Origin of the sequence: Mycobacterium sp. (assembly GCF_035603715.1) — a bacterium.
GTDB lineage: Bacteria > Actinomycetota > Actinomycetes > Mycobacteriales > Mycobacteriaceae > Mycobacterium.
Genome location: NZ_DATNJW010000369.1, coordinates 1 through 10425 on the forward strand (window position 1 = coordinate 1; position 10425 = coordinate 10425).

Sequence of the window (10425 nt, forward strand, 5' to 3'; positions counted from 1 at the left end):
GCGCCGCTGTCAACAGATTGTGTTCGCGCGCGCCCAGCGATATCGCCGCATCGAACAGCTCGGCCAGACCCGCCATGGGGTCGGCGGCCCTGCGGACTGCCTCAATCGTCGGCGTGAGGTCCTCGGCGATGCACTGGTCCAGCGCCGCGCGAACCAGTTCCGCCTTGGTCGGAAACCTCCGGTACAGGGTGCGCTCACCGACACCGGCGCGACGGGCGATCGCCTCGATGGGCGCGTCGGGCCCGAGTTCGCCGTAGACCTCCCGCGCGGCTTTCAGGATCCGTTCGGCGTTGCGTGCGGCATCCGCGCGTAACGGCCGGTCGGTCACCGCAGTCATCGCGCCAGCATAACTGACTGTTGACTGCCACTTAGCCGCGCTTTACGCTCGTGGAATTGACAGCCATCTGACACTTAACGGAAAACGCCGGTGACTTCAACAACTTCCGACTCTCGTCCCGAGACCGATCTTCCCGTCATACCGACCCCGCGGGCCGCACACTGTCCCCTTCATCCGCCGACTGAATTCGCCGACTGGCGAAACCAGCCCGGACTGCAGCGGGCGATGTGGAACGGGCAACAGGTGTGGTCGGTGAGCCGCTACCAGGACATCAGAGCTGCGTTAGTCGACCCGCGATTGTCGGCCGAAACCCTGCCTGACCTGTTCGATACAGCGAGCGGCAATGAGGCGCCGCCGATCTTCGCACGCATCGACGATCCCGAACACCATCGGTTGCGGCGCATGATGACCAGCCAGTTCACCTTCCGGCGTACCGAGGCGATGCGGCCGCAGATCCAGGAACTGGTCGACGGGTATCTGGACGCGATGATCGACAAGGGCCCGCCGGCCGACATCGTGCGCGACTTCGGCCTACCGGTGCCATCGATGGTGATCGCGCTGCTGCTTGGCGTCCCGCCCGAAGATCTCGAACTCTTCCAGCACAACACCTCCCTTGGATTGGACGTGAAGTCCACCGATGAGGAACGGGCGCAGGGCTTCATCGCGATGTATGCCTACATCCAGGAGTTGGTGGCGCGCAAGGAGCGCGATCCCGGCGACGACCTGATCAGCCGTCTCATCACTGACTACGTCGCGACCGGCCAACTCGACTACAACACCGTGGCGGTCAACGCGGTGATCATGATGCAGGCCGGCCACGAAACCACTGCCAACATGATCGGATTGGGAACCGTTGCACTGCTTGAGCATCCGGAGGTTTTCCAGCGGCTCGGCCAAACTGACGACGCCGCCGTCATCGCCAATGCCATCGAAGAGCTCATGCGCTATCTGTCTATCGTGCATGCTCAGGTGGACCGGATAGCGACCGAAGACCTCGTCCTCGGCGGCCAGCAAATCCGCACCGGGGACCGATTGTTGATGAACCTGCCTGCCGGGAACTGGGATCCCGAATTCGTCGACAGCCCAGACACTCTCGACGTCGCCCGAAATGCCCGCGGGCACTTGGCTTTCGGCTACGGCACTCACCAATGCATCGGCGCCAACCTGGCCAGGGTCGAAATGCAGGTCGCCTTTGCGACTCTGGCGCGCCGGCTCCCCGAGCTGCAACTGGCGGTGCCCCCAGATGAGCTGAGGTTCAAAGAGGCCGACATCTATGGCATGAAAGAGCTTCCGGTTACCTGGTGACACACGACATGCGGTTCGACGACCAGGTTGCGGTGATCACCGGCGCCGGTGGCGGTTTGGGCAAAGAGTACGCGTTGCTGCTGGCGTCGCGCGGCGCGCGGGTGTTGGTCAACGATATCGGCGGCTCGGTGACCGGAGCGGGCTCCAACACCGACGCCGCGGCCAACACGGTCGAGGAGATCCGCCAACACGGCGGCGAGGCCATCGCCGACACCCACAGTGTGACGAGTTCTGAAGGTGGACAGGCGATTATCGACGCGGCCATGCAAGCCTGGGGGCGGGTCGATATCGTGATCAACAATGCCGGGATCGTCCGCGATGCGCCGTTCGAGGACATCACCGCCGATCGGCTCGACCCGCTGATCGATGTGCATCTCAAGGGTGCGTTCTACGTGACGAGGCCCGCATGGAAGATCATGCTCGGGCAGCGCTACGGACGGATCCTCAACACCTGCTCGGCCGCCGGACTCCTTGGCGCCGAACGGATGAGCAATTACGGCTCGGCGAAGACCGGGTTGGTCGGCTTGACCCGAGTCTTGGCCGCCGAGGGCGCGGACCATGACATCAAAGTCAACGCGGTAGCGCCGATCGCCTACACCCGGATGCTGGCGCATTCGGTCGAGAGTGCCAGCCCGCCTGACGATCCGTCAGCTCAGGTCGTACTGGATGATCTTGTGACGCAATACCTTCAGAAGCTGGATCCGGCGCTGGTAGCCCCGGTGGCCGCGTTCCTGACCCACCGGGATTGTCCGGTGTCCGGTGAGATCTACACCGTCGGCGCCGGACACGTCGCCCGATTCTTCATCGGCCGAACAAAAGGCTTCTATAGCCCCGCGCTGTCCATCGAGCAGGTGCGTGACCATCTCGACGAGATCCGCGACGAGGATGGCTACACCGTACCGGGCGGGCCCGCCGACGAGATGAGCCAGCTGTTCGCCACCCTCCTGGCGAACCAGCCGAACTGACGGCTACAGGTGGCTGGCCGCGAAACCCGCGGCCTGCTGGGTCATCCCGTTCACCGGGTACGAGGAGTGCGCGAAGCTCGGCAGCCCGCCGGGATCACCGTTGCAGATCGTGTCGCCGTCCGCACATAGGTCGTCGGTCTTCGGCACATAGAGCGGACCGATCACCACCGCCGGCGCGCCGTAATTTTGCAGCCACTGAGCCGACGGCTTCCCGAAGAGCGTGACCGCGGCGACGTGGTTGGCAATCTCCGGCGGCATCGGCTTGGGCAGGAACTGTAAGTACTCCGCAGGCACTCCCGGAGGGATGGACGCCGAGGTGACGGCGCCGGCCACGGCCGCCCCCTGCGAATACCCGCCGAGCACAATCCTCGTCTTGGGGCAGTTCGCCGCGGTGGCCTCGATATGACCTTTGGCGTCTTTGATCCCATCGACCACGCTTCGGGCGAACTCGACGCGGTCGGAGAAGTTGCTACTGGCCTCGTAGTTGACCGGGTAGACGTCGAGCGACTTGGGGCCGATCGCTGTGCGTAATTCGTCGACGAATGGCTCCCCGATACCGCCGACACCCGCCGGCTCACCGGTGCCGCGGGCGAACACCGCCTCCACGTCAGGGCATGGTTGCGCGGAGCTGATCGCCATCGGGGTGCTGAACAACCCGCCGGCGATCATCAAAGCTGCGATGGGGACATGACCGATCTGGCGTAGGCGCATGATCCCCATAGTGCCGTACGGAACGCGAACGTGCCGCCGCGTGCTGACCAACACCGCGGCGAGCCCGCCGCCCAGGGTTACTGCTCCTCGGGTGAATCGTCGAGGACGCTGACGGCGATGCCGTACGGCAGGAATCGAACCTTCCGGCTCGAATCGGTGTTGTTCTTGTTTGCCCGCAGCGCATCGAGTTCGGAGGCGTACACCTCCTCGACGCGGGCGGTGCCGTCGGCGCTCACCGTATGAATCGCCCAGACCCCGTCACCCGTTTCGCCGGTGGTTTCCGGCCTGGTCGGTCGTCGCCCCGCCAAATCCTCAAAGAGTGACGCCCACCCGGCCCGACCACCGGGCCCCGTGAAGAACCGGCTGACTCCCTCGATCGCTTCGCGCAATCCCTCGCTCGCGTCGCGGATCACGTGCTCGAAGTCTTCCGGATCGAATCCGAACCGACCGTTGTCGTCCATTGCGGCCTCCTGGCTGCTCACACCGAATACACCCAGTGTGCGCATTTCGGCCGGCTCGCGCCACGCCTAGTAGCCGTAGCCCGGGTTCGCGTAAGGATTCTGCGGCATATACGGGCTCTGCTGATACGGATTCTGCTGGTAGGGGCTCTGCTGGTAGGGGTTCTGCTGGTAGGGGTTCTGCTGCTGATACGGGTTTTGCGGCTGCTGGGTCGCCCCACCCTGACCTTCGGGCACCTGAACCGGTATCGGCACCGGCACGAACGGCAGGTTCAGATATGTCGTCGTCATCGCCGGGGCCGTGGAGGTGGGGGGCGGCGGGGGTGGTGGCGGGGGCGGGGTACTCGGCGTGGTGCTGCTGGTCGCCTGCGGCGTCGTGGTCGTCGGCTGCGGCACGGTCGTGGTGACCTGGGCCCTCGTCGTCACAGGCGGCGGGGGTGGCGGAGGCGGGGGTACATACGTCTGGATCGGCGCCGGAGGCGGAGGCGGCGGCGCCTCGCTCGTCGGTGGCGGGACGACGATCGGCGACGGCTCTGCGCTCGGCGGGGCTGGGGGCACCGGGCTCGGCGATGGAAGCTGCGAGCTCAGCGGCGGCGGGGGCGGCGCTGTCGTCGTGCTGCTCGGCAGCGTGGGCGCGCGGTTGTCGCTACTGGTCAAGGTGAACGCCACACCGCCGATCGCGATCATCGACACCAGCGCGGCGAGTCCCAGAAACAACTGTGGCAGACGAGTTCCGCGGGGAGCCATGTCGAACGGCTCGGCCTTTGGCAGTTGCATCAGCTGCGACGGGGTGGCTCGGTTGTCGTCGGTGTCATAGGGCTCGCCGGTGTAGAGCACCGGCTCTTCGCCGGAATCGTCGGCCTGCGACCAGGCCAACTCGGTCAGCCTTTCCGAGGGGTCGTCGAAGAGCGCACCGGCCGTGGGGATGCCGAAGCTGCCGGTCGAGGCGCCGAATGTGCCGGTGGGAGTTCCGAGCGCGTCGGTGGGAGCCAGGAAGCGACCGGTGGTGGCTAGCCCGCTGGTCGAGGTTGCGAAGCTGCCGGTCGACGCGCCGACCAACGCGGCCATCGTCGTTTCTTCGCGTTGTTTGTCTTGCTGCTCGATCGGCTGTTTGGCGGAGAGCATCACCGCGCCGACCGCTGTCGCAAAGGCCGGCTGCACAGCGGTCACCACTGCGGCTTTGGTGTGCGACGAAAGGCGCTGCGCGACAACCGGGATCTTGGCACCCCCGCCCGCCATCGCTACAGCAGCGAGATCTCTGCTGCGAACCCTGTTGCGGCGCAACAGGTCGTCGAACGCGGAGAGCAAATCCTCGAGGCGTTCCTCGATCAGGCCGTCCAGCTCCGCTCGGCTCAGCTCCATGCGGGTGCGTTTGCCCGGCAAGTCGATAACCAGATCGGTCGCCTTGTCGGTGGACAGCCGCTCTTTGGCCAGACGGCACTCTTCACGCAGACTCGCGAATTGCCCTACGACGGCGGTGCTGGCGGGATCGGTCCCATCGCTGTGGCCCGCGCTGTCCAGCGCATGCACCATCAGTGCCTGATCGACGAGGTCCCCGGAGAACTCCGGAAAACGCAACGTGTCGGCGATTGGCGTGAAGTCCGACGCTGCGTCGGCCAGAGTGATGCTGGTGCCGCCGCCACCGAAATCGAGCAGCGCGACAACGCCTTTGGAAGGCAATCGTGAGTCGGAGTTCAACGCGGTCAGCGCGGCAACAGAGTCCGGCACTAGCCGCGGCGCGATACCACCGTGAACGAAATCGGCGTGGGTGATCAGTGCGTCCTGTAGTCCCCGCATCGCTTTCTGCCCCCAGTGCGCGGGGACGGCCATCGTGATGTTCGATGTGGACGCTTTGCCGCCAGTTGCGCTGGTCAACACATCCAGCGCTTCGACCAGCAACAGCGCTGGATCATGGGTGGAACCGTCGGCGGATTTCAGAACATGCGACCCACCAACTCGCTCGACGAAGCCGGCCATCAGTGTGCCGGTGTCAGCTGCCTCCGGGTTTGCCGAATCTTTCTCGGGCAGGCCTAATTCCGGCGCGCGATCCGGGAAAAGGGTCAGCACAGCGCGACGCGAGACGGGTGGCGTCCCACTGCGGACCGCGACTAAGTTTGTGGTCCCGATCGATAACCCCAACGGGTCATACATAAAGCGAATACTTTCGTCGATAGCGTTCGGTGGCCAGCGTCAACGATAACGGCGACGCACGCTATGACGGTCGGGCACAAGATCATCGGTATCCGGTCGATGCGGTTGCGTCACCGAAGTGATACCGCCGGCGGCTTGACAGGTCGAGAAGCGTCAGACCACGGTCAATGGCAGCGATCGCCGCGGCTGGAACTCGAACGTCGCCCCGCCGCTGACTTTGGCGACCGAGACCTCAGGCAGCTCCGTTGCGGCAGTGTCACTCTCGGAGAGCTCAGCAATCCAGTCGGTGCCCGTACCTGTGACCCGGACCTCGATGTGCGGGTCGACAGCGGTGGCGATCGCCTGCAACGGCTGGACCGACTCCGGTGAGCACAGCGAGATCCACGCGGCGTCGTCGTGAGCCGGCGACTGGTGGACCTGCAATTCAGTGCGCGCCTCGGCGTTGACGTAGCCCACCGGATTGAACAACGGATGCAACTCGAAAACCTTTAGCACACCGGGGATCCCATCCGGGAGAGACAGCGATCGGTGGATCCGTTCTGCACCAAGTCCGGCGACACCGGTCAGCCCGCGAGTGCATATCGAGTCGGCCAGCTTCACGTCCGAGCCGGCCCGCGCTCGCACCGCGATGGCAAAGGACAGATACAACAAGTGCATCTGCAGACAGACCTCGTCGGCCATGCGCACCAACGCCGAATGCGAGTACGCACTGAAGTCGAAGTCGGACACCACCGGGCCCGAATAGTCGGCCAGACCTTCCTCGGTCTGATCGATCGCATCGAGTTCCCAATTCGCGGCGCGGGTTTCGGCCACGATGTCCAGCGCCGGAATGCCCTCGACTGGCGGGTAAGCCTCGTCGATGATGACCGTCCAGGCGCAGTGCGGATGCCGGTCGGACGGAACCCGGGGCGGGCGGTGCACCGGTCGCACCTGCGCGCGAGCATTGGTCGCGACAGCGGTGGCGTCGAACGTCGGATCCTCGATGGTGTGGCACATTCCGAACACGTAGTCGTCGCCCATCGGTTCGACGTCCAGCAACGCGCCGCAGTGGTCCAGATGAAATTCGCCATGCCAGCGGTCGTGAATGGTGTAGCGGAAGTCCATGAACTGGGGCGGAGCGCCGATGTCGAGCTGTAGGCCCTTGAAAATCGTTGGCACGTCGACACCTTCGTAGTTCAGCGCGCGCTGCATGCGTCTGGTGTATATCGGGCTGGCGCCGGCCCATTCCTCGATGGCGATCTGCACCATCTCGTCGCGCCCGAACTCCTGGATGCACCACGCCATGCCGGAACGGTCGATCATCTGCCCGATCAACAGCAGTTCAGGTAGCAGAACCGCCAACTCCTGACGGGACAACTGGGCGTAGCGGGATTGGCTCACCGCCCAAAAATAGACTCGACTATGTTATAAAGTCAACAATGTCTATCGCCGCAGGCCAGAAGGCCCGAGCACCCGTCAGCCCCACCCGGCGAACCAAAGCGCCGCGCAAACGCGGCGACGACACTCGAGCGAAGATCATCGACGAAACGGTCCGCTGCATCGTGGAGGAGGGTTTTGCTGCCGCGACGGCAAAACATGTCGCCGAGCGAGCGGGAGTCACCTGGGGGGTGATCCAGTACCACTTCGGCGACCGCAACGGCTTACTGATGGCCGTCGTCGACGACGGAGTGGCCAGGCTGCTGGAAAGCCTCTCGTCGGCCGATGTCAGCGACCTGCCATTGCGAGAGCGCATCGAGGTAGTCGTCGACACTGCCTGGAGTTGCTACAGCAGCCCAACCTCGATGGCGGCGTTCGAGATCCTGGGCGCCCACCGCGGCGGCCTTGGCGGTTCATCGCGCCGCCACCTGCTGGAGATGAACTCCGCGATCGGTCAGCTCGGCCGGTTGATCACCGACGATCCGGCTAATGATGGTGTGGCCGAGGTGATTTGGGCAACGTTGCGTGGCGTCGTGCTGGCTCAGATGATCATGGGTACCTCGATCGATTGGCAGCGGGAGCGGCGCGCGCTCATCGATATGGTCACCCACTATCTGCGCTGAGCCGGCGTGTGCTGCAATGACGAGATGAGCTCAAATGGTCACGACGCCTGGCTCGCCGACGTCGCAGCGATAGAACTGATCAAGTACCGCTATCTGCGTGCCCTCGACACCAAGCATTGGGACGACTTCGCCGACACGCTCACCGAGGATGTCGTCGGCCACTACGGCTCGTCGATGGGCGAAGAACACCACTTCACCAACCGGGCCGATCTCGTCGAGTACATGCGCTCGTCGCTCGGATCGAACGTGATCACCGAGCATCGCGTCACCCATCCTGAGATCGAAGTGAACGGCGACGAGGCAACCGGCACCTGGTATCTGCAAGACCGGGTGATTGTGGCCGAATTCGACTTCATGCTGATCGGTGCCGGGTTCTACCACGATCAATATCGGCGTACCGCTGACGGATGGCGGATCAGCACGGTCGGATACGACCGGACCTACGACGCCACCATGTCGTTGAAGAACCTGGACTTCAAGATCACACCGGGCTGCGCGCTGGCCCTGTAGCCAGAATCTCTGTGGCGACGACCAGTTATTGGGTGATGGCCATGACCGCGCCGGGCCGCAGCCACTGAATGACCTGGACCAGCTTGGCATCGTCGATCGCGACACAGCCCTCGGTCGCGCCGCCGTCGGTGGTGTGAAAGAAGAATGCCGCGCCCTTGCCGGGCTCACGGTTTGGGTTGACGCCCATCACGACAGCATGCTTGTACTGCGGGATTTGCAGGTTTTCGCTGGCGTTGGTGTCGAATGGGCACTGCGGCCGTTGACAGACCTGCATGGTGTTGAACGTGGGACTGCCGTCATCGCCGTTCCACCAGTGGTGCGACCCGACCTGAACGTATTTGAGACCGCCGCCGGGGTTGGGTGCGGTCCCAAATGCAAACGGTAGGGCGAAAACTCCCATAGGCGTGGCCGGGTAGCCGCTCTTGGCTTGTGGCGCAAGGCCTGCCGATCCGATATGTGTCGGTATGCCGGCCTCGACCGGCTGCCAACCCTGGGCGTCGCGTTGGTAGATATCCATTTTCGCGTTCGAACCGCCGGTCCCGACAACGGAAATCACCTGAGTGGCGTTGCCGACCGAGGGAGCAAACCAAGGTGCGCCGACTGCACCCCCCTTCGGAGCTGTCGCCATGGGTACAACGGCTGCGCACACCGCAGCGCACAATAGACCCAGCAGTCGGCGCACGCCTCTATGGTCTGCGCCGCACGATGGGCAGGTCAAGTCAAGGTTTAGCGTCGATCAGGTCACCGCGCGGCCGCGACGCAGCGCTGGGGCGATGTGTCGCCGCTGGTGCCCCGATATGTTCGTATGCGTTGCGCGCAGGCTCCCCGGGTATAGAAAGCATTGGATGCCACCGACAAATCGCAGCCATCCCGCTGAGGAGGGCAGCACGACGAAGCTCGCCACCGCGAGCGGTGTCGCCGTGCCTCCGCTCACGGTCTGGCTGGGATCGGCGATGTACACCTTTCCGGTCGACCGGGATGTGATCGTCGGTCGCGACCGCGACTGCGATATCCGCTTTCAAGACATCGATCCCGACGACCTCACTCTGATCTCGCGGGTGCACGCGATTCTGCGGTTCGACAGCGGTCAGTGGGTGGTTGTCGACAAAAGCCAGAACGGCATTTTCGTCGCCGGTTCACGCGCCAACCTGGTGCCCATCCGCGACCGCCTGAGCATCGCGTTGGGCAGCCCGCGCGGACCGCAGCTGACATTCCGGGTCGCGGCATCACCGCCGTCGAGGCCCCGCACTCCTCAACCAGTCGAACACCGAGCCGATGAGCCGCCGGGCGGCAGCCCCACAACCGCGATGTTCCGGCCCACCGGTCCGCAGCCCGCTGCGCGTGCGCCGTCGCGGCCGCTGATTCGTCCCACGGCGTCGCAGCCGAGCCGACCCGCCCCTCCCCGCCCGGTCGGCGGGCCCAGGCGGGCCCCGGGTTCGGCGGCCTCGGCGACGATCGGCCGCGCCAAGACCAACAACGTCGTCGTCGAGGACGCGCTGGCCTCCCGCGTGCACGCGGTGCTGGTGGCCGGCCCGGCCGGCTTGGAAATCCGCGACAACCACAGCAGCAACGGCACATTCGTTAACGGCGCGCTGATCACCAGCGCCATGCTGCGCGACGGAGATGTCGTCACGATCGGCAACACCGACTTGCTCGCGACCCGCAACACTCTGGTGCCCCAACCGATGGCCGCCCGCACCAATGGCCTGACCGCACACGGGCTGGCGCTAACCGTCGATGGGCGCCAACTGCTGCAGGATGTGTCCTTCACCGCGAAACCGGGGACGCTGACCGCCGTGATCGGGCCCTCCGGCGCAGGAAAGTCCACGCTGGTCAAACTGATCGGGGGCGCGATGCCACGCAGCGCCGGCGTGGTTGCGTTCGACGGCCACGACGTGCACGCCGAGTACGCCTCGATGCGCTCGCGAATCGGGATGGTGCCTCAGGAC

11 protein-coding genes are annotated in these 10425 nt (G+C 64.9%); 5 read left to right on the forward strand and 6 right to left on the reverse strand.

Features of this window, described 5'->3' with window-relative positions; genetic code table 11:
- On the reverse strand, positions 1-337 hold a 337-nt coding region (locus tag VN856_RS15310), incomplete at its 3' end, for a helix-turn-helix domain-containing protein (protein WP_325690459.1).
- Between the two features lie 90 nt (positions 338-427).
- Between VN856_RS15310 and VN856_RS15315 the strand changes: the two genes are divergently transcribed.
- Positions 428-1642 carry a cytochrome P450 gene (locus VN856_RS15315; RefSeq protein ID WP_414686964.1) on the forward strand — a complete coding sequence of 405 codons (1215 nt, stop codon included), beginning with the start codon at positions 428-430 and terminating at the stop codon, positions 1640-1642.
- A gap of 8 nt (positions 1643-1650) precedes the next feature.
- On the forward strand, positions 1651-2607 hold the full coding sequence (locus VN856_RS15320) for an SDR family NAD(P)-dependent oxidoreductase (RefSeq protein ID WP_325690479.1): 957 nt from the start codon (positions 1651-1653) through the stop codon (positions 2605-2607).
- Between the two features lie 3 nt (positions 2608-2610).
- On the opposite strand, the gene VN856_RS15325 is transcribed toward VN856_RS15320, so the two are convergent.
- The 4 genes from VN856_RS15325 to VN856_RS15340 form a co-directional block, all read right to left on the reverse strand.
- Entirely contained in the window at positions 2611-3318 is a 708-nt protein-coding gene (locus tag VN856_RS15325) for a cutinase family protein (protein ID WP_325690461.1), read from the reverse strand.
- Between the two features lie 77 nt (positions 3319-3395).
- Positions 3396-3779 (reverse strand): hypothetical protein, encoded by a 384-nt coding sequence (locus tag VN856_RS15330; protein ID WP_325690463.1) that lies wholly within the window; start codon positions 3777-3779, stop codon positions 3396-3398.
- A 66-nt stretch (positions 3780-3845) separates the two neighbouring features.
- Positions 3846-5843 carry an Hsp70 family protein gene (locus VN856_RS15335; protein WP_325690465.1) on the reverse strand — a complete coding sequence of 666 codons (1998 nt, stop codon included), beginning with the start codon at positions 5841-5843 and terminating at the stop codon, positions 3846-3848.
- Between the two features lie 237 nt (positions 5844-6080).
- The gene (locus tag VN856_RS15340; RefSeq protein WP_325690467.1) at positions 6081-7307 is read right to left on the reverse strand and encodes a hypothetical protein; all 1227 of its coding nucleotides are present in this window, start codon (positions 7305-7307) and stop codon (positions 6081-6083) included.
- Between the two features lie 38 nt (positions 7308-7345).
- Between VN856_RS15340 and VN856_RS15345 the strand changes: the two genes are divergently transcribed.
- Together VN856_RS15345 and VN856_RS15350 are read left to right on the forward strand one after the other, a co-directional pair.
- Positions 7346-7966, forward strand: a complete 621-nt coding sequence (locus VN856_RS15345; RefSeq protein ID WP_325690469.1) for a TetR/AcrR family transcriptional regulator — start codon at positions 7346-7348, stop codon at positions 7964-7966.
- 24 nt (positions 7967-7990) lie between these two features.
- A complete protein-coding gene (locus VN856_RS15350; protein WP_325690471.1) occupies positions 7991-8476 on the forward strand; it encodes a nuclear transport factor 2 family protein in 486 nt (161 codons plus the stop codon).
- 25 nt (positions 8477-8501) lie between these two features.
- On the opposite strand, the gene VN856_RS15355 is transcribed toward VN856_RS15350, so the two are convergent.
- Entirely contained in the window at positions 8502-9158 is a 657-nt protein-coding gene (locus VN856_RS15355; RefSeq protein WP_325690473.1) for a L,D-transpeptidase, read from the reverse strand.
- 163 nt (positions 9159-9321) lie between these two features.
- Between VN856_RS15355 and VN856_RS15360 the strand changes: the two genes are divergently transcribed.
- Positions 9322-10425 (forward strand): FHA domain-containing protein (locus VN856_RS15360; RefSeq protein WP_325690475.1); only part of this gene is annotated, 1104 nt, incomplete at its 3' end.